21 protein-coding genes are annotated in these 24,236 nt (G+C 65.8%); 3 read left to right on the top strand and 18 right to left on the bottom strand.

Translation table 11 applies throughout. The features are described from left to right. Nucleotides 1-40 precede the first annotated feature (40 nt). The 17 genes from CXY77_RS18245 to CXY77_RS18165 form a co-directional block, all read right to left on the bottom strand. On the bottom strand, nucleotides 41-343 hold the full coding sequence (locus tag CXY77_RS18245) for a YggT family protein (protein WP_174775003.1): 303 nt from the start codon (nucleotides 341-343) through the stop codon (nucleotides 41-43). Nucleotides 344-351: 8 nt separating this feature from the next. Continuing rightward, nucleotides 352-894 carry a cell division protein SepF gene (locus tag CXY77_RS18240; protein ID WP_092339768.1) on the bottom strand — a complete coding sequence of 181 codons (543 nt, stop codon included), beginning with the start codon at nucleotides 892-894 and terminating at the stop codon, nucleotides 352-354. A 35-nt stretch (nucleotides 895-929) separates the two neighbouring features. After that, complete coding sequence (locus tag CXY77_RS18235) at nucleotides 930-1,646, bottom strand: YggS family pyridoxal phosphate-dependent enzyme (RefSeq protein ID WP_199181948.1); 717 nt, start codon at nucleotides 1,644-1,646, stop codon at nucleotides 930-932. A gap of 93 nt (nucleotides 1,647-1,739) precedes the next feature. Beyond that, nucleotides 1,740-2,951, bottom strand: a complete 1,212-nt coding sequence (gene ftsZ / locus CXY77_RS18230; protein ID WP_092339767.1) for a cell division protein FtsZ — start codon at nucleotides 2,949-2,951, stop codon at nucleotides 1,740-1,742. Between the two features lie 410 nt (nucleotides 2,952-3,361). Then, entirely contained in the window at nucleotides 3,362-4,258 is an 897-nt protein-coding gene (locus CXY77_RS18225; RefSeq protein ID WP_233197509.1) for an FtsQ-type POTRA domain-containing protein, read from the bottom strand. Nucleotides 4,259-4,550: 292 nt separating this feature from the next. Further along, nucleotides 4,551-5,972 carry a UDP-N-acetylmuramate--L-alanine ligase gene (gene murC / locus CXY77_RS18220; RefSeq protein ID WP_104130667.1) on the bottom strand — a complete coding sequence of 474 codons (1,422 nt, stop codon included), beginning with the start codon at nucleotides 5,970-5,972 and terminating at the stop codon, nucleotides 4,551-4,553. A gap of 60 nt (nucleotides 5,973-6,032) precedes the next feature. Beyond that, nucleotides 6,033-7,124, bottom strand: a complete 1,092-nt coding sequence (locus CXY77_RS18215) for a glycosyltransferase (protein ID WP_104090727.1) — start codon at nucleotides 7,122-7,124, stop codon at nucleotides 6,033-6,035. After that, on the bottom strand, nucleotides 7,121-8,506 hold the full coding sequence (gene ftsW, locus CXY77_RS18210) for a putative lipid II flippase FtsW (RefSeq protein WP_104130666.1): 1,386 nt from the start codon (nucleotides 8,504-8,506) through the stop codon (nucleotides 7,121-7,123). The genes CXY77_RS18215 and ftsW overlap by 4 nt, the downstream gene beginning before the upstream one ends. A 5-nt stretch (nucleotides 8,507-8,511) precedes the next feature. Beyond that, nucleotides 8,512-9,996, bottom strand: a complete 1,485-nt coding sequence (gene murD, locus CXY77_RS18205) for a UDP-N-acetylmuramoyl-L-alanine--D-glutamate ligase (RefSeq protein ID WP_092339763.1) — start codon at nucleotides 9,994-9,996, stop codon at nucleotides 8,512-8,514. Next, entirely contained in the window at nucleotides 9,996-11,087 is a 1,092-nt protein-coding gene (gene mraY / locus CXY77_RS18200) for a phospho-N-acetylmuramoyl-pentapeptide-transferase (RefSeq protein WP_092339762.1), read from the bottom strand. The genes murD and mraY overlap by 1 nt, the downstream gene beginning before the upstream one ends. Continuing rightward, entirely contained in the window at nucleotides 11,084-12,493 is a 1,410-nt protein-coding gene (murF, locus tag CXY77_RS18195; RefSeq protein ID WP_104130665.1) for a UDP-N-acetylmuramoyl-tripeptide--D-alanyl-D-alanine ligase, read from the bottom strand. Before murF ends, mraY begins: the two co-directional genes overlap by 4 nt. Beyond that, nucleotides 12,494-14,038, bottom strand: a complete 1,545-nt coding sequence (locus tag CXY77_RS18190; RefSeq protein WP_104090724.1) for a Mur ligase family protein — start codon at nucleotides 14,036-14,038, stop codon at nucleotides 12,494-12,496. 15 nt (nucleotides 14,039-14,053) lie between these two features. Continuing rightward, nucleotides 14,054-15,871 carry a penicillin-binding protein 2 gene (locus tag CXY77_RS18185; RefSeq protein ID WP_092339759.1) on the bottom strand — a complete coding sequence of 606 codons (1,818 nt, stop codon included), beginning with the start codon at nucleotides 15,869-15,871 and terminating at the stop codon, nucleotides 14,054-14,056. A 27-nt stretch (nucleotides 15,872-15,898) separates the two neighbouring features. Continuing rightward, nucleotides 15,899-16,465, bottom strand: coding sequence for a hypothetical protein (locus tag CXY77_RS18180; RefSeq protein ID WP_092339758.1), 567 nt, complete (start codon nucleotides 16,463-16,465; stop codon nucleotides 15,899-15,901). Beyond that, a complete protein-coding gene (gene rsmH, locus CXY77_RS18175; protein WP_104130664.1) occupies nucleotides 16,462-17,433 on the bottom strand; it encodes a 16S rRNA (cytosine(1402)-N(4))-methyltransferase RsmH in 972 nt (323 codons plus the stop codon). Before rsmH ends, CXY77_RS18180 begins: the two co-directional genes overlap by 4 nt. 98 nt (nucleotides 17,434-17,531) lie before the next feature. Continuing rightward, nucleotides 17,532-17,963, bottom strand: a complete 432-nt coding sequence (mraZ, locus tag CXY77_RS18170) for a division/cell wall cluster transcriptional repressor MraZ (RefSeq protein WP_092339873.1) — start codon at nucleotides 17,961-17,963, stop codon at nucleotides 17,532-17,534. 276 nt (nucleotides 17,964-18,239) lie between these two features. Beyond that, entirely contained in the window at nucleotides 18,240-18,617 is a 378-nt protein-coding gene (locus tag CXY77_RS18165) for a DUF3040 domain-containing protein (RefSeq protein WP_092339756.1), read from the bottom strand. A 119-nt stretch (nucleotides 18,618-18,736) separates the two neighbouring features. Between CXY77_RS18165 and CXY77_RS18160 the strand changes: the two genes are divergently transcribed. Beyond that, nucleotides 18,737-19,915 carry a polyprenyl synthetase family protein gene (locus CXY77_RS18160; protein ID WP_104130663.1) on the top strand — a complete coding sequence of 393 codons (1,179 nt, stop codon included), beginning with the start codon at nucleotides 18,737-18,739 and terminating at the stop codon, nucleotides 19,913-19,915. A gap of 44 nt (nucleotides 19,916-19,959) precedes the next feature. On the opposite strand, the gene CXY77_RS18155 is transcribed toward CXY77_RS18160, so the two are convergent. After that, complete coding sequence (locus CXY77_RS18155; protein ID WP_369827365.1) at nucleotides 19,960-20,292, bottom strand: Rv2175c family DNA-binding protein; 333 nt, start codon at nucleotides 20,290-20,292, stop codon at nucleotides 19,960-19,962. 209 nt (nucleotides 20,293-20,501) lie between these two features. Here CXY77_RS18155 and CXY77_RS18150 point away from each other — a divergent pair, with 209 nt between their 5' ends. Together CXY77_RS18150 and pknB are read left to right on the top strand one after the other, a co-directional pair. After that, nucleotides 20,502-21,818 (top strand): LysM domain-containing protein, encoded by a 1,317-nt coding sequence (locus CXY77_RS18150; protein ID WP_104130662.1) that lies wholly within the window; start codon nucleotides 20,502-20,504, stop codon nucleotides 21,816-21,818. A 106-nt stretch (nucleotides 21,819-21,924) separates the two neighbouring features. Continuing rightward, complete coding sequence (gene pknB / locus CXY77_RS18145; protein ID WP_369831322.1) at nucleotides 21,925-23,862, top strand: Stk1 family PASTA domain-containing Ser/Thr kinase; 1,938 nt, start codon at nucleotides 21,925-21,927, stop codon at nucleotides 23,860-23,862. The last annotated feature ends 374 nt before the right edge of the window (nucleotides 23,863-24,236 follow it).

Here is a 24,236-nt window from a genome sequence, read left to right as displayed (position 1 = left end):
CTCACGGCGAACCAGTCATCCGACAAGGATACATGCCCCGCTAGGCGCGTTGTATTATTCCTGCCACGGTCATGCCGACGATGCAGCAAAGCATCGTCAGTGTGAAGCCGAAATCCAAAGCGATGGGCCCGATGCGAAGCGGCGGAACCAGACGACGGAAGAAACGTACCGGCGGATCGGTCAGCGTGTAGACGAGTTCGACGAGCACCAGCAGGAAACCCAACGGGCGCCAGGCCCGGTTGACACCGCGCACGAGATCGATAATGAATCGACCCCAGAGCACGAGGAAGTACATGAAGAATACGAAATAGAGAAGATTCCCCAGAATTGATAGACCAGTCACGCTTAAGTCTAGCCTTGCGCGAAGAAGGAGCTGTCTTCAGCGCCCTCTTCGGTGGTGCTGTCGCCGGAGACGACGACGTGGGACGGCGAGAGCAGGAAGACTTTGGCGGTGACGCGCTCAATCTTGCCGTACAGGCCCTGCGACAGGCCGCTCGCGAAGTCGATGAGGCGGCGAGCATCGCCGTCGCTCATCTGCGACAGGTTGATGATGACCGGGATCCCTTCGCGGAAGGACTCGGCGATGACCTGGGCGTCCTTGTAGGCGCGAGGGTGAACCGTGAGAATCTCATTCATTTCAGACGCAGCCACATTCTGGGGGGTCGAAGTCTTACGCAGGGGGGTCACCGGTGCACGACCGGCATCATGGTGGGCCGCGTTGGCATGAGGGGCATTGCTGTCGTGCCCGCGTGCGGGAACGGCGCTCACGTGATTGGCAGCGGCATGGTTACTGGAGCCGCTGTTGGAATTGCCGGTACCGGCGGGTGCCTGGTACTCCAGCTCTTCGTCTGCCAGACCCAGGTAGACCATGGTTTTCTTGAGCGGGTTGGACATGTCGACCTCCGTGTTGGTTTGCTACTTCGAGATTATTAGAGCACCGGGCGATTGCCGGTGATTGCAGTGCCAATTCTTAGGTGTGTCGCCCCTTCGAGCACGGCCGCCGCGTAGTCCTGGCTCATGCCCATGGACAGTGCGGTGGCGTCCGGGGCCTGGCCGCGGATCTGTTCGCTGAACTCGCGTACCTGGGCAAAGGCCCGTCGCGGTTCAGCGCCGAGCGGCGCCACGGCCATGAGGCCGAGCAGGACGAGGCCCGGTGTGGCCTGAACGCTGTCGACGAGGGCCGGCAGGTTCGCGGGATCCACACCGCCGCGAGCCGCGTCATCCGTTAAATTCACCTGAATGAAGCACTCAACGCTCGCTTCCTCCGAGCCGAGAGCGGTCACCAGTGACTCTCGATCAATCGAGTGGATGACGTTGGCGTAGGCCCGCACCTGGCGCGCCTTTTTGCCCTGAATCTGACCGACGAAGTGCCAGACGAGGTCGAGATCAGCGAGCGACGCTGCCTTGCCCTGCGCCTCCTGGTGCCGGTTCTCCCCCAGGTTGCGAACACCCAGGGCGTAGAGCTCTTCGATCAATGAAATCGGGTGAAACTTGGTGACAACGATCGTGGTGATGTCGGCCGGGTCACGGCCAGCCTCACCCGCGGCATCGGCGACGCCAGCACGCACGGTCTGCAGACGGGTGGCCAGATCGCTCGGTGCCGTTGTGCCCGGTGCCGGTTCGGCCGCCGCGTCAGGAAGTGCCATGCTCATGCTGCTCTGTTCGTCACGTGCGATTAAGGCAGTGCGCCCGGGGTCGACATTCTGACACATCGTCCCCGGGACTACTGTAAACGCGCCTTATTTGAGGAAGTCGGGGATGTCCAGGTCGTCGGCCTCTTCTTCAAAGGCCGGGTCGGCCACGGTCACGCCGTTGCCGGCGTCGGAGCCGCCCCAGACGGAGGCCGCGAGCTCGCCGTCGCTGTAGCTGCCCGAGTCGGTCGCTGGGGTTCCCGTGGCGCTGCCAGCGGATGCCGCAGCTCCGGCGGCAGCCGTTCCGGCGCCGGCCGCGATGCCAGCCGCGACGAGGTCGGCACGGCGAACCTCGACCGCCTTGGCGCCGGGCTCGCCGCCGTCGAAGCCGGCGGCGATGACGGTGACCCGTACCTCGTCACCCAAAGTGTCGTCGATGACGGCACCGAAGATGATGTTGGCTTCGGGGTGCACGGCCTCCTGCACGAGGCGGGCCGCGTCGTTGATCTCGAAAATACCAAGGTTGGATCCACCCTGGATCGACAGGAGCACGCCGTGCGCGCCGTCGATCGAAGCTTCGAGCAGGGGCGAGGCGACGGCCAGTTCGGCCGCCTTGATGGCACGGTCGGCGCCGCGAGCTGAGCCGATGCCCATGAGGGCCGAGCCAGCACCCTGCATGACCGACTTGACGTCGGCGAAGTCGAGGTTGATCAGGCCGGGGGTGGTGATCAGGTCGGTGATGCCCTGCACACCGGCGAGGAGCACCTGGTCGGCGGTCGCGAAAGCTTCGAGCATGCTGATGCCGCGGTCGCTGATCTCGAGCAGGCGATCGTTGGGTACGACGATGAGCGTGTCGACCTCGTTCTTGAGCGAGGCGACACCGGTCTCGGCCTGCGCCTGGCGACGCTTGCCCTCGAAGCCGAACGGCTTGGTGACGACACCGATCGTGAGGGCGCCGATCGACTTGGCGATGCGGGCGACGACGGGGGCGCCACCGGTTCCGGTGCCACCACCCTCGCCGGCGGTGACGAAGACCATATCGGCCCCGGCGAGGGCTTCCTCGATCTCCTCGGCGTGGTCCTCGGCGGCGCGGCGACCCACCTCAGGGTCAGCACCGGCACCGAGGCCGCGGGTGAGGTCACGACCGACGTCGAGCTTGACGTCGGCGTCGCTCATGAGCAGGGCCTGGGCATCCGTATTGATGGCGATGAACTCGACACCGCGGAGGCCCAGTTCGATCATGCGGTTGACGGCGTTGACGCCGCCACCGCCGATGCCGACAACCTTGATGACGGCTAAATAATTTTGATTGTTTGACACGTCCGGCCTCCGGGTGGAACCCTAAACCTCTAGTCGAAGTTTAAAGTTATGCTGAGTATGCAATTCCTGATTACGAAAGTATGCGGGCGCGGCGCGTCGCTGGGGAGGCGCGCCCGCGTGTCGCGAAGAACTCCAAGAATCCGTTGCCGCGACCCGTTGCGGGGCTCCGCGCGAACCCCTTCACGCCCATTTTGGGTTTCACGCGCCCATATGCTGCTCGCGCGCGCGGCACGCCAGCTGCGCCAGCCACGCAAGCAGCTTTCAGCCGCTCGTGCAGCATCGCGGCGCGCCGAATCTTGCCGAGCGGTTGCCGCCCTTCACCGCGACCGCGCCCGAAACAGGTGGCCGTTACGGCGGTTACCGTAGCGCGCATCCGTTTCGGGCACGGTCGCGAGGCGGAACGCCGAAAATCAGCGCAGCACGGCGCTGTCGGGCGAGGAGACGTCGTATTCGTTCACGGTGCCGGCTGGGTGGCCCACGAGCAGGGCGGCCAGCACGACGGCCTTGTACTCGGATTTTTCCGGGCTGCCCCAGACCACGCGTTCGCCACCGAGCAGGCTCAGGGTGACGTCGTCGGTAGTGACCGCGGTCACCGAGTCCAGCTGGGTGCGAATGCTCTCCGGCAGCACGGCGAGGACCGCGGCAGCGGCCTTGAACCCGGCGCTGGAGATGCCGTCCGGCGCGTCGATCAGCGGGTAGCCGGCCGCGCGTTCCGGCGTCGTCTCGATGACGACACCGGCGGCATCGACCAGGTCGAATCCGGTCGGTCCGGTCAGCACGCCAACCGGCACCCGCTCGACAATACGCACCACGAGTGTGCCGGGCGGGCGACTCTCCGTGACGTAGCTCTGGATGAGCGTGAACTTCGACAGTTCGCCCTTGACCACGCCGCTGTCGATGAGCGGCAGCGGGGTGCCGAGCTGATCGGCGAGGGCCGCTGACACATCCGCCGCCGGAATCCGGCTGGTGCCGACGACCTCGATCGTGCGCAGGGCCATCAACGGTGAGTAGGCCGCCCCGATGATGAGCCCGAAGGCAAGCACGATCGAGCCGACTCCGAGAATCCACGCGGTGCGCCGGCGCCGGGTGCGTCCGGTGAACCGTCGCACCTCGGCGCGTTCGAAGCGTTTGCGGGCGCGCTGGGCCGCCCGCAGCACCGACCGGGCCGCGCGGGCGCCGGGCGTGCCGCCGGAGGCCTCTCCAAGCGATTCTGCCTTTCTGCCCGCCCGTGCCGATGACGGGGCCGAGTCAGACGGCACCGGTTTGACCGTGACCGGCGAAGCGGATGCGCCTCCCCCGGCCAGCACGATCGGTTCCGTCGTCGTGTCGGAGGGATCAAAGGGTTTCGGCGTAGATTTGAGCGCTGCGACGCCGCCGCGCGCTTTCTTCGGTTTCGCCGGCGCTGGAGCCCGTTTCGTCGGCGCTAGAGCCCGTTTCCTTGGCGGTCGGGCTGACGCCGGAGCGTCGTCAGATTCTGCGAGTGGCTGCACTGCCGGCTTGGCGCGCGGCAATTTCGCGGCCGGGGCCGCGGTCGGGGTCGGGCGCGCTGGCTGCGGCTCGTTCGGTCGGTCGAAGCCGGCCGGCCGCCTCACCGCCGCCTCATCCGCGTACTTTTTCGAGCGAGGCGAGCAGCTGGGGCACGATGCGGTTCACATCGCCGCAGCCGAGGGTCACGACAAAGTCTCCGTCGCGGGCGATGCTGGCAAGGTAATCGGCGGCATCCTGCCAATCGGGCACGTAGGCGACGTGGGACGGGTCGCGGAATCGTTCGGAGACGAGCGCACCGGTGACCCCGGGCTCCGGGTCTTCGCGGGCGCCGTAGATGCCGAGCACGATGGTCTGGTCGGCGAAACTTTCGAGGGTCTCGGCGAATTCCCGCGCGAACAGACGGGTGCGGCTGTACAGGTGCGGTTGGTGGACCGCGATGATGCGCCCCTCACCGACCACGGTGCGGGCGGCGGCGAGGGCTGCGGCCACCTCGGTCGGGTGGTGGGCGTAGTCGTCGTAGACGCTGACACCGCCGACCGTTCCGTGCAGCTCGAACCGGCGCTGGGTGCCGCCGAACCCGGCGATGGCATCGAGGCTGGCCGCCGGGTCGAAGCCGAGGCCGACCAGCACGGCGAAGGCGCCGGCCGCGTTGATGGCGTTGTGCTTGCCGGGGATTCGCAGGGTCGCGTTGTAATCCTGACCACGCCAGGAGACGCTGAAGCTGACCGGACCCGTCGTGGTGATGGAGTGCACGCGCACGGTGGAATCCGGGTGCTCGCCGAACGTCATGACGCGGGCGGCGGCATCCGCTGCGCTCAGGCCCGCGGTGATGGCCCCGGTGACCCGTACCGCGCCGACGTCGTCGGAGGAGATCACGACGAGCTCCGTTGCGTTGCGGCTGAATTCGACGAAGGCGGCCTCGAAGGCTTCGAGGGAGCCGTAGTGGTCGAGGTGGTCTGGATCGACGTTCGTGACCAGGGCAACGGCCGTGTGGTACAGCAGAAAGGAGCCGTCGGATTCGTCGGCTTCGACCACGAACAGGTCGTCGGTGCCGCTGGCGGAACTGACTCCGAGCGATTCGATCACGCCGCCGTTGACGAAGCTGGGGTCCTGGCCGAGGCCGAGCAGACCTGTGACGATCATGCCGGTGGAGGTGGTCTTGCCGTGCGCACCGGCCACCGCCACGAGCCGGTGCGCTCGAATGAGCCAGGCGAGGGCTTGCGCCCGGTGCAGCACCGGAAGGCCGCGTTCATTGGCGAGCACGTACTCGGGGTTGTCCTGCCAGAGCGCTCCGGTGACCACGAGGGTGTCGGCGTCACCGACGTTGGACGCTTCGTGCCCGATGAACACGGTCGCACCGAGATCGCGCAGCGCCGTGACGTTGGGCGAGTCCTTCGCGTCTGAGCCGGTGACGGTGTAGCCCTGGTCCAGAAACAGACGAGCAATACCGCTCATGCCCGATCCCCCGATGCCCACGAAGTGCACACGTCCGAGCTGGTCGGGAATGGTCAGAGTGAGGTCTGGTGCGATCACGGTTGTGCTCTTTCTCGATAGCAGTTAGAGGCAAATAAAACAGATGCTGCGGGAACTACGTTACGCGTGCGAACGCCCGATGGGCGCGAGCGCGCCCTGCACCAGGTCGAGCATGCGGGCCGTTCCATCACGCGCACCAACGGATGCCGCCCCCCGCGCCATAACGCCCAGCCGCGCCCGGTCACCCAACAAAGTCACCAACTCACCCTGAACGAAGGCCGGCACGAAGTCCGCATCAGCGATCACCACGCCCCCTCCCGCTGCCAGCACGGGCGCGGCGTTGAAACGCTGTTCACCATTGCCGACCGGATACGGCACGTAGACCGCCGGAATACCGAGCGCACACAGTTCGCTCACCGTGGCAGCGCCCGCGCGCGTCACGGCGAAATCGGCGGCGGCGAGGGCGAGATCCATGCGGTCGCAGTACGCCAGCAGGTGGTAATCCGGCAGCTCGGGGTCGGCGACCTCGGCTTTCGACCCCGTGATGTGCAGCACCTGCCAGCCGGCGGCCGCGATCTCCCGCGCCGAGGCGACCATTGTGGCGTTGAGTGTGCGAGCACCGAGCGACCCGCCGGTGACGAGCAGCACGGGGCGTTCCGGGTCGAGGCCAAAAAATGCCAGCGCCGCGGGCCGCGCCTCCACCCGGTCGAGTTCTTCGATTTCGGGCCGCAGCGGCATGCCCACAAACCGGGCGTGCCGAATTGGCGTGCCGCTGAAGGCGACTCCGACGTGCCGGGTGAAGCGAGCGCCGAGTTTGTTGGCCAGCCCGGGCCTGGCGTTGGCCTCGTGAATGACGATCGGCACCCCGGCACGGCGGGCGGCGAGGTAGGCCGGTGTGGAGACGTACCCGCCAAAACCGACGACGACATCGACGTGCCTTGAGCGGATGACGTCTCTCACCAGTCGCACGGCGGCGCTGAAGCGCGGCAGAAAGCGCAGGGCGGCCCGATTCGGGCGGCGCGGAAACGGCACCCGGGGAACGACGATGAGTTCGTAGCCGCGCGCGGGAACCAGGCGAGCCTCGAGGCCCTCGGCGGTTCCAAGAACCAGCACCGTGGCATCCGCTTCAAGAAAACGGATGCGGTCGGCGACGGCGAGCAGGGGGTTGACGTGGCCGGCGGTTCCGCCGCCCGCGAGAAGGTACGTGGTCATGCCCGGTTAGCCTCAATGGAGTCGGTGAAATCGTTCTGGGGTTCGCTCGAGCGGTCACCGCGCGCAAAGGAGAGCACGATGCCGATCGCGACCAGGGTGGTGAGCAGAGCGGTGCCACCGGCCGAGATCAGCGGCAGCGGTACGCCCAACACGGGGAACACTCCGAGCACCACGCCGATGTTGACGAAAGCCTGGCCGATGATCCAGACCATGGCGGCGGCCGTGGAGACCTTGGCCTGCACGGTCGTGGCGGTGCGCATGACGCGCAGAAAGGCGAAGGCCAGCAGAATGAACATGCCGAGCACGACTATGCAGCCGATCAGGCCGAGCTCTTCGCCGATGATGGCGAAGATGTAGTCGTTGTCGGCGGCTGGCAGCCAGGACCATTTGGCCTTGGAGTTGCCGAGGCCGACGCCGAAGACGCCGCCGTTGGCCAGCGCCCAGGTGCCGTGCAGCGGTTGCCAGCAGCTCGAGGAGATCTCACCGCTCAGCTCGGTGCAGCCCTCGTTGAGAAAGCTCATGATGCGGGTCAGACGGTTGGGGCTGGCAATGGCCAGAACGATAGCGCCACCCACTCCCACCAGCAGGGGCACGGCGAGCAGGCGCAATTTGACGCCGGCGAAGAACAGAGCGCCGAACAGAATGCCGGCCATGATCATGGTGGTTCCGAGGTCGCCGCCGATCATGACGAGCAAAGCGGCGCCGCCACCCACCCCGAACACCGGAATGAACACGTGCCTCCAGTCGTCGAGCTGGTGCTGTTTCTTCGATAGGATCACACCGAGCCAGATGACCAGGGCCACCTTGATGCCCTCGGACGGCTGGAACTGAATGCCGAAGATGTTCAGCCAGTTGGTGTTACCGCCGGTACCGCGGCCGAGCCCGGTAGCCACCACCAGAAACTGAAAGAAGCAGGTGATGAGCATCGCCGGCCAGGCCACGCGCCGCCAGAACGCGAGCGGCAGTCGGCTGACCACGAGCATGAGCGGAATACCGATCAGCGCGAACATGCCCTGACGCAGCAGTCCGCCGAAGAAGCCCATGTCGGCCAAAAACGAGTCCACCGACGACGACGACAGCACCATGACGAGGCCGAAGATCACCAGGAACAGGGTGGTGCCGAGCAGCAGAAAGTAGTTGCCGCCCTCGGACTTGAACACCCGCCCGAGGTTGATCCGCACCTGTGGTCCGCCCGGGCCGTCCGATGCCGCCGGTTTTTCGGGTGCCCCGGGCGGGCGCCCCGCAGCGGCACGGGAACCGGAGGCCGGCCGTGATCCGGGCGTGGATCGTGAACCGGCAGCAGGTCGTGAGCCGGAGGCCGACGCCTGCGCCTGCGTGGTCGGCCGGGTGCGGGAGGAGGGGTTACGCGGCACCTGTACCATCCGCGTCACCTACCCAAAAAGTCGTGTACTGCCTGATTGAAAAGTCGCCCGCGTTCGACATAGCTCTCGAATTGGTCCATCGATGCTGCGGCCGGTGCCAGCAGCACCGTGTCACCGGCCCGAGCGAGTTCGGCGGCCAGCCGCACAGCCCGCGTCATGACTAGTTCAGTGTCGTCCGGGTCGATCTCATACACGGTCAGGTCGGGGGCGTGTCGCGCGAATGCCTGGCGTAATGCCAGGCGGTCCACGCCGATGATGATCGCGCCGCGCAACCGGCCGACGTGCTTCTGCACGAGCTGGTCGATATCCACGCCCTTGAGCAGCCCGCCGACCAGCCAGACCACCGACTCGTACGCGGCCAGGGAGGCGTCGGCGGCGTGCGGGTTGGTGGCCTTGGAATCGTCGACCCACTCGACGCCGTCGCCGATGGCGACCGTTTCGATGCGGTGGGCGTCGAGGTGGAAGGTTTCCAGCGCCGTGTGAATGGTGGCCGGCAGGGCTCCGTACGAGCGCGCGAGGGCGCTCGCGGCAAGCACATCCATGATCACGTGCGGCGCACCGAGTCCGGCCGCGACGAGGTGCGGCACGGTGGTCAATTCCAGGGCGCGTTCGAACCGGTCCTCGAGAAAAGCGCGGTCGCAGACGATGCCGTCGACGATGCCCAATTCGCTCGGTCCGGGCACGCCGAGGCCGATACCGATGGCCCGGGCGCCGTCCTGCACGTCGGCGTCCTGCACCATCGCGAGGGTCGCGGCATCCGCTGTGTTGTAGACGCAGGCGACAGCCGTGTTCGAGTAGACCTTGGCCTTGGCAGCTCGATAAGCCTCGGCCGACCCGTGCCAGTCCAGGTGGTCGTCGGCAACGTTCAGGCAGAGGCTTGCCCAGGGCCGCAGGGCGCCCGGACCGCTCAGCGGCAGGTGGTGCAGCTGGTAGCTGGAGAGCTCAACGACGAGCACGTCCCAGCCGGCGGGATCGCGGATGGCGTCGAGCACGGGCACACCAATATTGCCGCAGGGGGCGACGCGGCTGCCGTGGGCGGCGAGCATGCTGGCGGTGAGCTGCACGGTGGTGGTCTTGCCGTTGGTGCCGGTGACGAGCAACCACTCGGCAGGCGAGCCGACCTTGTCGCGCAGCCGCCAGGCCAGTTCGATGTCGCCCCAAACCGGCACGCCGTTCTCGTGCGCCCAGACCAGCAGTGGGTGGTCGGGGTGGAAGCCGGGCGAGACGATGATCACGTGCGGATGTTGCGCCGCGAGTTCCGCGGGCACCTCGCGCAGGTCAGCCTGCACGAACGGCACGCCGAGCACCGTGAGCAGGTCGAATCGTTCGTCGGGGCCGGGCGACGCGAGCACGAGCACGTCGGCGCCGAGTTCGGCGAGGGTGTCGGCGGCGGCGAAACCGGTCACTCCGAGGCCGAGCACGGCGACGCGCAGGCCCTTCCAGTCGGCGTGCCAGCTGGTGAGTGTGTTCAGGCGATCAGCGTCGCTCATTAGCGAGACAGCCACTCGAGGTAGAACGACCCGACGCCGGCGGCGACGAGCAGGCCGCCGATGATCCAGAACCGCACGACCACCGTGACTTCGGCCCAGCCCTTGAGTTCAAAATGGTGATGGATCGGGCTCATCAAAAAGATGCGTTTACCGTGGGTGATTTTGAAGTACGCACGCTGCACGATCACGGATCCGGCTTCCATCACGAAGAGGCCGCCGATGAGCACGAGGAGCAGTTCGGTGCGGCTGAGAATAGCGAGGGCGGCCAGCGCGCCACCGAGGGCGAGCGACCCGGTGTCGCCGAGGAAGATCTTGGCCGGTGAGGTGTTCCACCAGAGGAACCCGATCAGCCCGCCGACGATGGTCGCCGAGACGATGGCGAGGTCGAAGGAGTCGGGGCCGAGGTAACACTTGAACTGGTCAGAGGCATCCGCTCCCCCAAAACAGCTCTGGTTGGACTGCCAGAACCCGATCACGACGAAGGAACCGATGGCGAAAATGGAGGCCCCGGTGGCGAGGCCGTCGAGGCCGTCGGCTACGTTGACCCCGTTCGACGTCGCGGCGACGATCAGGCAGATCCAGAGCAGGAACACGGCGATACCGATGAAGGTGCCGAGTTTCATGAAGTCCAGCGGCAGGTCGCGAATGAACGAGATGCTGGTCGAGGCAGGCGTCTGGCCGTTACGGTCGACGAACTGCAGCGACAGCACACCGAAGGCGCCGGCCACGATGACCTGCCCGAGTACCTTCGACCAGCCGCCGAGGCCGAGGCTGCGCTGGTTGCGGGTCTTCAGAAAGTCATCGAGAAAACCGACCAGGCCGAGGCCCACCATCATGAACAGAACGAGCAGCGGCGACGGGGTGAACGGTCGTTGTTCGATCAGCATGGCTGTGAAATAGCTGATCAGCACGCCCAGAATAATGATGATGCCACCCATGGTGGCGGTGCCGCGTTTGGCGTGGTGACTCTTGGGGCCGTCGTCGCGAATGAACTGACCCCAGCCTAACTTCTTGAACAAACGAATGAACAGCGGGGTCAGAAACAGGGTGAACGCGAGCGAAAACGCTCCGGACAGCAGAAGGACTCTCACGAGAACAAGTCTCCCAGTCGATCGCCGAGGAATCGCAGACCCGCGGAGTTGGATGACTTCACGAGCACGGTGTCCCCCGGATTCACGCTGGTGCGCACGAGTTCGAAGGCTTCGTCGGGCGTGTCGACATACGCCGATTCGCCGTCCCAGGACCCCTCGTTGATGGTACTGATGTGCATGCGGCGGGCGGCGGGGCCGACCACGATTATCTGGGAGATGTTCAGGCGCACGGCGAGCAGTCCGATGCGATCGTGCTCTTCACCGGCTAGTGCACCGAGTTCGGCCATCTCGCCGAGCACCGCGATGGTGCGCCGTCCCGGAGTGCCGATCTGGGCGAGCGTCTTGAGCGCTGCGCTCATCGAGTCGGGGCTCGCGTTGTAAGCGTCGTTGATGACGGTGACGTCATCCTTGCCGCCGAGCACCTCCATGCGCCAGCGTTCGGCCCGGGTGGTTGCCTCGAGAGCGGCGACGATATCACCGAGTGATACCCCGAGCACCTCCGCAGCGGCGGCCGCGGCGAGGGCGTTCATCACGTGGTGCTCCCCGAGCACCGGGAAGGTGACCGGTGCTCTCTGCCCGCTCGCCAGGTGCAGGGTGAAGGTGGTGCCGGTCCGTCCGGAGTGCAGGTCGCTCGCCCGCACATCAACCTGACCATATTCGCCGAAGCGAACGACACGGGCCGGGGTCATCGCCTGCATCTGCGCGACGCGCGGATCGTCGGCATTCAGCACCGCGACATCCGTGGGAAGAAGGTGGGTGACCATCTCGGATTTGGCGCGCACGGTGGCGTCGAGGTCGCCGAACTCGCCGGCGTGGGCGAGACCGATGGTGAGCACGATGCCGACGTCGGGGCGCGCCAGACGCACGAGGTGCGCGATGGCGCCCTCGCTGCTGGCACCCATCTCGATCACCAGGAAACGCGTGCCCGGGGTCACCTCGAGCATGGTCATCGGCGCGCCGACCTGGTTGTTGAAGGAGCCGCGCGGGGCGACGGTCGGGCCCACCCGCTCGAGCATGCTGCGGAGCAGGTTCTTGGTCGTGGTCTTGCCGTTGGAACCGGTGACCGCCACGATCTTGAGCGCTCCGTCAGCGCGCACGCGGGCGACGACCGTGGAGGCGAGGGCACCGAGTGCGGCGACGACGTCGGCGACGACGATCTGGCTGACCGGCAGGTCGAGCAGGCGTTCCACGATGAGCAGCGCGGCGCCCTGCGCGGCGGCGACGGGCGCGAACACGTGCCCGTCGGTGACGGCGCCGGGCTTGGCGACGAAGATCGAGCCGGGTTCGATCAGGCGGGAGTCGGTCTGCACCGATCCGTCGATCAGGTCAGCGGCGGTGGCCGCGCCGGTCAGGTGCAGCGCACCGTCGACGGCGTGGCTGATCTCGGCCAGGGAGAGGGCGATCATTTACAGCCACCCAGCGTCGCGGAGCGCCTGGCGGGAGTCGTCCCTGGCCGAATACGGCAGTTTCACACCTTGTACCTCGTGGTAGTCCTCGTGGCCTGGGCCGGCGTACAGAATGGTGTCTCCTTCGTGTGCGAGTGACAACGCCGTACGGAATGCCGTACGGGGGTTGGCCACCTCGTAGAACTCGCCGTCTGGCACGGCGTCGCGCGCTGCTTTCAGCAGTACGGCGCGGATGCTCGCGGCGTCTTCAAATCGCGGGTGAAAGTCGGTCACGACCACGATATCGCTGCCCTGGGCTGCAATTCGGCCCATATCGGCGCGTTTCGTGGTGTCGCGGTCACCGTCGGCGCCGAACAGCATGATCAGCTTGCCCGGCGTGAACTTGCGCAGGGCCGCGAGGGTGTTCAGGAACGCATCGGGGCTGTGTCCGTAGTCGATGTAGACGAGCGGGCCCAGGTCGCCGGAGATGCGCTCGGCGCGCCCGGGGATGAACGCGACGATGCCGCCGTCGCGGTTCAGCGTGTGCTGGATCGCGTCGAGGTCGAATCCGCTCTCGACCAGCATGACGATGGCCAGGGCGGCGTTGGCGGCCATGTACCAGCCGAGCAGCGGCACCCGGGTGTGCAGGCGGCGACCGTCGGGACCGTCGAGTACGAAGTCGGTGTGGGACGCGGTTTCACCGACCACGGTCATGCGCCAGTCGGCATCTACATCGGCCCGGTTGGTGATGGTCGTCACCGGAATGCGGCATTCGTCGGCGACGCGGCGGCCCCAGTCGGTGTCGACGGTGATCACGCCGCGGTGCGAGCGGTCGGGTTGGAATAGCTCGAGCTTGGCCTGGAAGTAGTCGTCCATCGCGGCGTAGTCGTCGAGGTGGTCGTGGCTGAGGTTGGTGAATGCGGCGATATCGAAGACGAGGCCGTCGACCCGGTAGCGGCTGAGGGCCTGCGCCGAGACTTCAATGCCGACGGCGCGCACTTCGGCCTCGTTCATGCGGGCCAGCAGGGCGTGCAGTTCGCTGGCTTCGGGCGTGGTCAGCGAACTCGTGACGGCGAGGTCGCCGATACGACGTTCGGCGGTGGAGGTGAGTCCGGAGACGACGCCGAGTTGGTTCAGGATGCCGAACAGCAGGTAGACCACACTGGTCTTGCCGTTGGTGCCGGTGACGGCGAACAGGGTCGCGGGATTGTCGTCGGTGCGGTAGATCCAGGCGGCGACGGCGCCGAGCGCGGCGCGGGCATCCGGTGTCAGCAAAACCGGCAGGCCGCTGGCCGCGGCGAGCAGCGCTCCGGCCTCGTCGGTCAAAATAGCCACAGCCCCGGCTTCAGCGGCCGCCGCGGCGAAGGTGGCACCGTGCTGGTGTGCCCCGGCAACGCCGACGTAGAGGTCGCCTGGTTGCACCGTGCGCGAACTCAGGCTCACTCCGGTGACTTCGAGACCGTCGATGTCTCCACGTAGTTCCAGATCAAATTCGGCAACCAATCCCGACAAGGACCGCGGAACGGGGTGCTCGGGACGGAGAGCCGACGGCGCCAATTCAGACACGCAGGGCTCGCTTTCTTACCAGGTGGAAGGGAGGTCAGGCGCAGTCGCGCCCGAGGGAACCGCCCGGTACTTTTTCAACACCTGGCTCATGATCTCCTGGAAGACCGGAGCCGGTGCGGCAGACGTATTCAGTTTAACAGGGTCGGCGATGTTGACCGAGACGACATACTGTGGATCGTCGGCCGGTGCGAAGCCCGACACCGACACCAGATACCCGTTGGAGTACCCGCCCTTGCCGTCCGGCATCTGCGCTGTTCCGGTCTTGGCGGCCACGCGGTAGCCCGGAATGTTCCACTTACTCTGCACCCAGCTCTTCTGGTACACCATCTCGAGCACGTCGCTGGTTTCGTTCGCCGCCGTCTCGGACAGCACCCGGGTTCCGGTGGCATCGGGCACGTTAGTCATGGTGCCATCAGCCTGACGGCAGCCCTCGACCAGCTGTACCGGCATGCGAACACCGTCATTGGCGATGGTCTGGTAGATGCTCGCGACCTGCAGCGCGCTCGTTGTCAGACCCTGTCCGAACATGGTCGCGTAGCTGGTCTGGTTGTCCCACTCGTCGACCGGGTGCAGAATTCCGCCGTCTTCGCGCGGAAAGCCAGTTTCAGTCGGGGTGCCAACGCCGAACGCCTTCATGTAGTCGTAGCGCTGCTGGTCGGTGAGTTTCTCACCGAACTTGGACATGCCGGTGTTGCTCGAGTCGATCAGCACGCCGGTGAGGGTCATGTTCTGGTCCGGGTGCGAATGGCTGTCATTGATGTTCGCGCCGTTGGCCGGCAAATACCGGTAAGGCGCGACGATTCCGGTCTGCAGGGTGGCGACGCCGGAATCGAGAACGGATGCCGCGGTCAGCGCTTTGAAGGTCGAGCCGGGTTCGAAGGATTGGGTGAAGGCCCGGGAGCCGCGGTCTTCGGGGTTCTCGGTACCGCCGACGTTGTTCGGATCGACCGAAGGGTAATCGGCAACGGCGAGGAGCTTGCCGGTCTTGGCGTCCAGCACGACAGCGGTCGCCCAGGCCGCCCCGGTTTCCTGCGCCCGGGCCGCGAGGGTCTGCTGCACGAACCACTGGAGGTCGGAGTCGATGGTGGTGACGACGTCACCGCCGTCGACGGCGGCGGTGCTCGTGACGCTGCTGCCGGGGATGCGCACGCCGTCGGCACCCTTTTCGTAGGTTTCCTTACCGTTGGTCGAGGCCAGGCAGGCATGCTGCCCGGATTCGAGGCCGGCCTGCGGCACGCCCTCCCCCGAAAGATAGCCGAGCATATTGCCGGCGACGGCGCCGTTCGGGTAGACCCGACTGGGGCTGTTCTCCGAGTAGGTCCAGGGAATGTGCAGGTTTTGCACGGCACGGAGTACGTCGACATCGACTTTCTGAGCGATGTAGGCGAAGTTGGCCTCGGCGTTTGCCTCGAGGGCGGTGGAGATGGTCAGCAGAATGGCGTCGCCGGTCTGGCCGGTGGCGGCACCGATTTCGGCGGCGGCGTCGGCCACCGAGATTTCGACCTTCTTACCGTCGACGGTTCGTTTGAAGGGCGTCGCGTTCACGGGCGACATGGTGATGTTGTACCGCATGACCGTTCCGGCCAGCACGACACCGTTGGTGTCGACGATCTCGCCGCGGGAACCGTAGACGACCTGGCCGACCGAGCGGTTTCCTACTGAGTCTTTGGTGAGCGAATCGGCCTGCACGACCTGGATATCGACCAGGCGCACCAGGAACACGGCGATGACGGCGAACAGCACGAGGATGGTGACAAGCGTGCGACGACGGCTGGACCGCGAATTGGTCGGGTTGTTTCGGGCACTACTGCTTCGGGTATTGCGCACGCTCATCTGCCCATCATGGTCGAGTCACGGAAACTATCGGGTAGTGGGCGCCGCGAGTCCCGCAGGAACTACCGGTGCGCTCGTGATCGCAACAGCACCGGCGGCCGCCGGATCCGCCGGAAGCTGTGACAGCAGGGTACTGCCGTTCAGCAGGGCGTTGGGAACAAGGCTGGCCGCTCCGGCCTGCGAGCCCGACGCCGAGGCCGGAGCGCCCAAAACAGCGCCGTCAGAGAGGCGCAGGTAGACGGGGTTGGAGTTGCTGACCATGCCGAGGCCCTCAGCGTTGGCGGCGAGGCTCTGCGGGGAGGATACCCGCACGAGGTCTTCGCTCACGCTCGCGGCCGTGCGGCCGAGTTCCGACTGACTCGACTGCAGGCTGGAGATTTCATACGCGCCCTGGGAGATGCCGACGCTCAGCAGCAGCTGGGCGACCATGATGGCAGCCATGCCTGCTACCGCGGTGAGGGCGTAGAAGATGCGCGGGCGGGCACGGCGGCTCGGCGTCGGCGAGACCAGTCGAAACCCACGCCGTGCCGGTGCGCTGGTCTCGAACGGTTCAGGTTCGAAGGAAAAGGCGACGCGTGCCAGGTTGTCGCTCATGCGGCGGCCCTTCTCAGTCGTTCAGCTGCGCGCAGCCGAACCGGCGTCGCGCGGGGGTTGAGTGCTCTTTCTTCGTCGGAGGCCAGTTCGGCACCGCGGAGCAGGAGGGTAAACAGCGGCTTGTGTTCGGGCAGTTCCACCGGAAGCCCGGCCGGAGCGGTGGAGCCGGATGCCGCGGCGAGTGCCCGCTTGACGATGCGGTCTTCGAGTGACTGGTAGGCCATGACGACGATGCGGCCACCGACCTGCACGCGGTCTAGCGCAGCCGGAATGGCCCGTTCGAGCACGGCCAGTTCCTGATTGACCTCGATGCGCAGCGCCTGGAACACGCGCTTGGCCGGGTGGCCGAGACGCTGGATGGCGACCGGGGTGGCCTTGGTGATCACGTCGACCAGTTGCGCGGACCGCACGAACGGTATCGTTTCGCGGGCTTCGACGATGGCCTTGGCATACCGGGCCGAGAGTTTCTCTTCGCCGTAGTCCTGGAAAATGCGCTTGAGATCGCGTTCGCTGTAGTCGGCGAGGATGCTCTCGGCGGTGAGGCCGGCTGTGCCGTCCATGCGCATGTCGAGCGGGGCATCCTTGGAGTAGGAGAAACCGCGTTCGACGCGGTCGATCTGCAGGCTGGAGACGCCGAGGTCGAAGAGGACGCCGGCGACCTCGGTGATACCGAGTCCGTCGAGCGCGTCGCCGATACCGTCGTAGACGGTGTGTACGAGGTGCACCCGGCCTGCGAATCCCTTGAGGCGCTCTTCGGCAATAGCGAGGGCCTCGGTGTCGCGGTCGAGGCCGACCAGGGTTAGTTCCGGAAAGCGCGAGAGGATCGCTTCGGCGTGGCCGCCCATGCCGAGTGTGGCGTCGACGAGCACGGCGCCGGGCTTTGTGAGCGCCGGAGCGAGCAGCTCGACGCAGCGTTCGAGCAGCACCGGGGTGTGGATTTCATTGCTGGGGATTTCGTTACTGGCCATAATGCCGGGCTAGTCCGTGAGGTCTGATTCCCCTCCATTTCGTCCTGGCACCGGGGAAGTGTGTCAGGGCAAAACGGCTGGGAGTCAGGCGCCAAGGGCTAGAAAAGTCCCGGAATCACCTCCTCCGTCGTGTTGGCGTACGAGGTTTCCTGCTCGGCGAGGTAGGTGGCCCACGCTTCGCTGTCCCAAATCTCGACTCGGCTGCCAGCACCGATGACGGTCAGTTCCCGGTCAAGCCCCGCATAGCTGCGGAGGTTGCCGGGGATGGTGACGCGGTTTTGTTTGTCGGGTGTTTCCGAACTTGCGCCCGACAGGAACACCCGGAGGTAGTCGCGAGCCTGCTTGCTCGTGACCGGCGCCTGGCGGATCTTGTCGTGCAGGGTTTCGAATTCGCGGGTGCTGAACACGTAGATGCAGTGTTCCTGCCCCCGCGTCATCACCACACCGGTGGAGAGCTCTTCCCGAAACTTCGCGGGAAGAATAATGCGACCTTTTTCGTCGAGCCGGGGGGCGTAGGTGCCAAGGAACACGCTCACCCCTTTCTTCCGGCCAGATTCAGGTGTGGCTCCACTTTACTCCACCTTCAACCACTAACCTAGGTTTTTACGCCAATTTTCAGAATTGATCGCCAAATTTGCCCGAAATCACTGGGGACTAACAGTGGAGGGAAATGGAGCGACAGTTCTAAGAACGGATGCTTTCGACCCGCTTTTGGGCACAAAAAAAGGGCCGATCAGATGATCGGCCCTACAGCGCAGCGATTTATTGAGTTATGGGTGCCCGGTGGAGGTTAGCGCGAGTAGCCGCTACTGACCATCCTGGCGACGGTCCCACCGGTCGTTCAATCGTTCCATGAAACCCTGGTTGGACTTGGCCTGCGCCGGACGGCGACCGGGTGACGATGGTCCGGGCATCGAACGAATGGCCTTGCCGGGCGTCACGGCGATAAGCACACCGCCGAACATAACGATGAAGCCGAGAATGCCGAGCCACAACTGCGCAATGGCTACACCCGCGATGAGAGCGACAATGCCGGCGACGGCGAGCAGTACGCCGATCGCGATGGAACGATAGTTCGGGCGAAGCCTGGACACTCCAACGCTGGCGACAAAGTCGGCATCGTTGTGATAGAGGCTGCGCTCCATCTCTTCAAGGAGTCGCTGCTCCTGTTCCGAAAGCGGCATCTCATTCCCTCCAGTTACGGGATCGAGCGGGTGGGTAGACTAATTCGAACCGACCAGAATCGAATGACCCGGTTCGAATTATCTCATTCTAGCCCCGCCAGGATGGCTAGGCTATACGGGTGCCTGAAAGCAAACGCCTGGTCGACTTGGTTCAATCTCGCATCGACGAGTACCTCATGTCCCGCGAACCAATTGTGACCCTGATCAGCTCCGATTTGACTCCTCTAATCGACTACTCACGGCAGTTTCTCAGCGGTGGAAAGCGGTTTCGAGCCCAGTTTTGTTACTGGGGTGCGCAGAGCGTTCTGCCGCAGGATTCCGGCCCCGAATCGGGCCAGCCAACGGCCATCCAGCCGTCAGTCAGTGCGGACGACGAGGCCGCGGCATCCGCTGCCCCGGCACCCGCCGCAGGCGGCCTGGCCGCGGTGGTTTCGGCCGCCAGCGCGCTGGAGATTTTTCACGCCGCGGCACTCGTGCACGACGACATCATCGACAACTCAGACACCCGTCGCGGAGCTCCGAGCGCCCACAAGCTGTTCGAAAGTTTGCACGAGCGAGAGGGTTGGGCTGGCGACTCCGCCTCGTATGGTCGGGCGTCGGCGATTCTGCTCGGCGATCTACTTCTGGGCTGGAGCGATGAGCTGCTCGACGAGGGGCTGGACGAGCTGGCCGATCGGGCTTCGGCACGGCGCGCCAGGCTCGAATTCAACTTCATGCGCACTGAGGTCACGGCCGGGCAATACCTGGACATTCTCGAGGAGCGCGCTTGGCTGGCCCAGCCGGAAGCCGAGTTGCTCGATCGGGCACTGCGCGTGATCGTCTACAAGTCAGCCAAGTACAGCGTTCAGGCCCCGCTGGTGATCGGAGCGGCCCTGGCCGGAGCCTCGGCCACGCAACTGAACTCGCTGCGTGCCTTCGGCCTGCCGCTTGGTATGGCCTACCAGCTGCGCGACGACCTGCTCGGCGTGTTCGGCGACGCCGCCGTGACCGGCAAGCCGAGTGGCGACGACCTGACCGAGGGCAAGCGCACGGTGTTGATCGCGCTGGCGCGGGAACGTCTGAGCGACGCCGACCGAGCATCGCTCGACGCCCAGCTCGGCAACCCCACGCTCAATACCGCCCAGATTCGCGCCTTGCAGCAACTCATCAGCGCCAGCGGTGCCGTCGACCGGGTCGAGGCGCTCATCGAAGCTCAGGTGGCTGAGGCTCTCGCGGCGCTCGAGACCGCGCCGATCAGCGCCGGGGCCAGGCAGAAGCTGCTGGACCTGACCGATCGGGTGACGCGCCGGGCGTTCTGAGGGGCGGTTCGGCCGGCGCCCGGCCGGTCCGGGCGAGTGCCCGGTTAGGCGAGTGCCTGGGCGACGCGACGCACCTCGGCCTTGCGACCGGCCCGAAGGGCTTCGATCGGGGGCACGCCCAGGCTGTCGTCGACCTCAAGCAGCCAGGTCATGGCCTGCATGTCGGTGAAGCCGTCGTCGGCCAGCACGAACAGCGTGCCGCGAAGTTCGGGAACGGGAGCGCCGTCACGCAGAAACAGGGAAGGAACCGACACAACGTTGTCCCGCCGGATGGCCAGCAGGTACTTGTCGTCGATCAGGTGCCGCACGCGGCTCTGGCTCATTCCGAGCAGGTTGACTAGGGCAGGAATAGTAAGCCACTCGGGCTCTGAAGACACATCACTCACTCTTTTAGCTTCCCATGATTTGGGTCCGAGGCAAAACCTTCGGGCACTTTTTCCTCGCGAACCGGCCATTTCATGTCGCCCATTCAATTGACTCCCCCTCATAATTGTGAAAACCTCGCAGTGGGTATTGCTGCATTCGAGACGATGCTGTACGAACTTGCTGAACGGGTAGCGCGCGTGCGCACAATGAACGGAGCACCATGTCGACCAAGGTGAAAACGAATACGACGGATGCCGCGGCGTCCGCCGCACGAAACGCGACCGTTCCCGAGACGGTTGGCGTGGCCTTCTCGGGCAGTGACGCTGCTGCGAAGCGGCGGGCGAAGAAGCCCGGTGACTCGCATTCCCGCTCGGCATTGCTGACCGTGCCGATCGTGCTGGTCAGCACGCTCGCGATCAGCCTCAACCTGGCGGCGCCGGCCCAGGCTCAGGCCTTGGCTAAGAAGCCGCTCAAGTCGAAGCTCGCCGAGGCCACTCCCGTTCTATCGGTGACCGCGGTGGCAGCCGCCGTTCAGGTTGCGCCCGCCCAGTATTCGGTCGTTGACGGTGACACGGTGAGCGGAATTGCCGCCCGGTTCGGCCTGTCGACGGCGGCCGTGCTGGCGCAGAATGGTCTCGATTCCCGGGCCCTGATCTTTCCGGGCCAGGTTTTGACCCTGACCCAGGCGGCGGCGCCGGCCGCCGTCGTGGCCGCGCCGGCCGCATCCGCTGCCAGCTACTCGGTGCAGAGCGGCGACACCATCAGCGGTATCGCCGCCGCGCACGGGCTGAAGACCGCTGACGTTCTGGGGGCCAACGGCTTGACCGGGGCCAGCGTCATCTACCCCGGCCAGGTCATTGTGCTCGCCGCAGCACCAGTGTTGGAACCGGCCGCCTACGTCGAGCCGGTCGCCGAGATTGCCGCAGCAACGACCCACACCATCGCGTCGGGCGAGACCATCACCGCCGCGGCCAACGCGGCCGGGGTCAGCGTGCAGGCTGTGCTCGACGCCAATGGCCTCGGCTGGTCAAGCATCATCTATCCCGGACAGGTTTTGACCCTGCCGATCACGGTGGCGCCGGCATCCGTGGCGGTCACTTTCCCGGTGGCGACGTCCGGGGTGGTCACGCCCATGTCGGAGGAGATGCGACAGAACGCGCAGACGATTGTTTCGGTCGGGCGGGGCGCCGGCGTGAGCAATGCCGGTCTCGTCGTGGCGCTGGCTGCGGCCGCCCAGGAATCCGGGCTGCGCAACGTGGACTACGGCGACCGGGACTCGCTCGGTCTGTTCCAGCAGCGGCCGAGTGCCGGCTGGGGTACCCCGGAACAAGTCATGGACCCGGTGCGGGCCAGCCTCGCCTTTTTCGGCGGCGCGAGCAACCCGAACCCGAACGTGACCCGCGGTCTGCTCGACATCGCGGGCTGGGAATCGATGACCGTGACCCAGGCGGCGCAGGCCGTGCAGATCTCGGCCTACCCCGACTATTACGCCAAGTGGGAGGCGTCAGCGCAGGCCTGGCTCAGCCAGCTCGGCTAGCCGGGCGGCCGGTCCCGACCCGCATGCCGCGCCCCTGCGCGCCGTGCAGTGGTGCCGTCGCCGAATTCCGTAGAATCAAGGAGTGAGCGTTCCCTCGACCGACCCGATGATTGGCCGTCTTATTGACGGCCGGTATCAAGTGCGCTCGCGAATTGCACGCGGGGGCATGGCCACGGTGTACCTCGCCACCGATCTGCGCCTCGAGCGCCGGGTCGCGATCAAGATCATGCACGGCCATCTCGCCGATGACAGCGCCTTCAAGATTCGGTTCATCCAGGAGGCGCGCTCGGCTGCTCGCCTGGCCCACCCTAACGTTGTGAACGTCTTCGACCAGGGCCAGGACGCCGACATGGCCTACCTCGTCATGGAATATCTGCCCGGCATCACCCTGCGCGACCTGCTCAAGGATTATGGCCGGCTCACCCCGGAGCAGACCCTCGACATTCTCGAAGCCGTGCTCAGCGGCCTGGCCGCCGCGCACAAGGCCGGCATCGTGCACCGCGACGTCAAACCCGAGAACGTGCTGCTGGCTGACGACGGCCGTATCAAGATCAGCGACTTCGGGCTGGCGCGCGCGGTCAACAACAACACCGCGACCGGCCAGGCCCTGCTCGGCACCATCGCCTACCTCTCCCCCGAACTCGTCACCCGGGGCATCGCCGACGCCCGCAGCGACATCTATGCGCTCGGCATCATGACCTTCGAGATGCTCACCGGCGAGCAGCCTTATGTGGGCGAAGCTCCGATGCAGATCGCCTACCAGCACGCCAACGACACAGTTCCGATGCCGAGCAGTAAGGTCGCCTCGGTTCCGCACGAGCTCGACGAGCTCGTACTCTGGGCTACCGCGCGCGATCCGGAGGACCGTCCCCGTGACGCCAGGGTCATGCTCGACCAGCTGCACGATGTGAGCGCGCTCGTGCGCGGCGGTACCCAGGAACTGGCCCTGCAGTCGACTATGGTGCTGCCCGCCAGCCTGCGCACCGGGGCGAACGCGGTAGCGGACGCCGAAACCCAGGTGCTCGGCGCCAAGCTCGCTCCCACAAAACCTCCCGCCGCGACCCTGCTGGGCCTTCACCCGGCCGGCACCGGCCCGGTCGGTCCGCCGGACAGCGGCGACCTGCTCAGCAAGAAGGCCGACAAGCGCAAGCGTCGCGGCTTCTGGTTGTTCGCCCTGGTGATTCTTCTCGCCGCCGCGCTCGGCGGAACGGGCTGGTATTTCGGCTCCGGCCCGGGCTCTGACGTGTCCGTGCCCGACTTCGCGGCGGCCTCCCCCGAGGCTGCGTCCGCGCAGCTGACCAAGCTCGGCCTCAAACCCGAGCTGGCGGGTGCTTTCAGCGCCACTATCGCCGAAGGGCTCGTCATCGGCACCGATCCGGATGCCGGCAGTCGCGTCCCCAAGGACAGCACGGTCACGGTCATCGTCTCCCAGGGGCTGCAGCCCATCACGCTGCCCGCGCTGGCCGGTTTGACACAGGAGGCGGCATCCGCTGCGATTACGGATCTGAAAGCCGTCGTCGGCGCTGTGGACCCGGTCTTCAATGGTGAGGTGGCGGAGGGTTCGGTCATCTCGGCGAGCAAGGAATCTGACGGCGCCGATGTCTCGGCCGGCGGTGAATACTTTGAAGGCCTGACCGTGAACCTGGTCGTGTCGCTCGGCGCCATTCCGAACGTCGACGGCAAGACGGTTGCCGAGGCCACCGACATCCTGGTCGGCAAGAACCTGCTCGTGGTGTCGGGAGAGCAGACCTACAACGACACGGTCGCTGAGGGTGACGTGGTCACGTCGCAGGTGCCGGAGGGGACGCTACGTGAGGGTGCCACGATCACCCTGGTGATTTCGAAGGGTCCTGAGCCGGTCATTGTGCCCAATGTCGTGGGGATGTCCTGGAGCGACGGCAAGGCTGCGCTGACTGCGCTCGGCTTCGAATTGATGTATGACATCCGACTCGATGCCGTCGGACTGTTGCTGAAGATTTCAGCGACTGACCCGGTAGCCGGTACGTCCGTCGCAAAGGGAAGCAAGATTGCAATAAGCCCGTAGGTCTGGGCCCGGAACTCACTTGGAAGCTGGCTGACTCCACCCACAGATGCGGTGACCGCATTCATATTCGTGGGGGCGGGCCAAATCCAATGCGAAGAGCAGCCAAATACGAGGCCACATGGCCCCAATCCTTCCGGGGCAAATGACGTCGTCAAAGGGGTGCAGGTGGTCGGGGTCGGCATCCGCTCACCGACCCGTGAGTTTTGGTCACCGAGGTGTGAGTCTTAGCCCGATTTCGGCCGTTGAATCGTTCAAAACTCACACCTCGACGATGCCCCACCTCGAAAACTCACGGCTCGATCAAATCCGTGGCTTCAGAGCGGCTTCGGGGAAGCGGCGGAGGCGGGTTGTCCGCGGGGTTGCGAGTTTTGCGG

The sequence above is a fragment of the Cryobacterium sp. N21 genome (genome assembly GCF_002929575.1).
GTDB classification, from domain to species: domain Bacteria; phylum Actinomycetota; class Actinomycetes; order Actinomycetales; family Microbacteriaceae; genus Cryobacterium; species Cryobacterium flavum.
This window is presented reverse-complemented; position numbering and strand designations above follow the sequence as displayed.